Source organism: Levilactobacillus tujiorum, from assembly GCF_012641185.1.
Taxonomy (GTDB): domain Bacteria; phylum Bacillota; class Bacilli; order Lactobacillales; family Lactobacillaceae; genus Levilactobacillus; species Levilactobacillus tujiorum.
In genome coordinates, this window is sequence record NZ_JAAXLK010000040.1 from 1,708 (window position 1) to 1,933 (window position 226).

1 rRNA gene is annotated in these 226 nt (G+C 43.4%); it reads left to right on the forward strand.

Going from position 1 to position 226, the window contains the following annotated elements:
- A 23S ribosomal RNA gene (locus HF569_RS12740) occupies positions 1-226 on the forward strand; the annotation flags it as partial.

The window sequence follows — 226 nt, forward strand, 5'->3', positions numbered from 1 at the left end:
GGAGATTTCCGAATGGGGAAACCCAATTACTTTAATCAGTAATTACAACTCAGGGAATACATACTTGAGTTGAGGCAGACGTGGGGAACTGAAACATCTAAGTACCCACAGGAATAGAAAGAAAAATCGATTCCCTAAGTAGCGGCGAGCGAACGGGGAATAGCCCAAACCAAAGAGCTTGCTCTTTGGGGTTGTAGGACTGAACATTTGAGTTACCAAAGTCAAT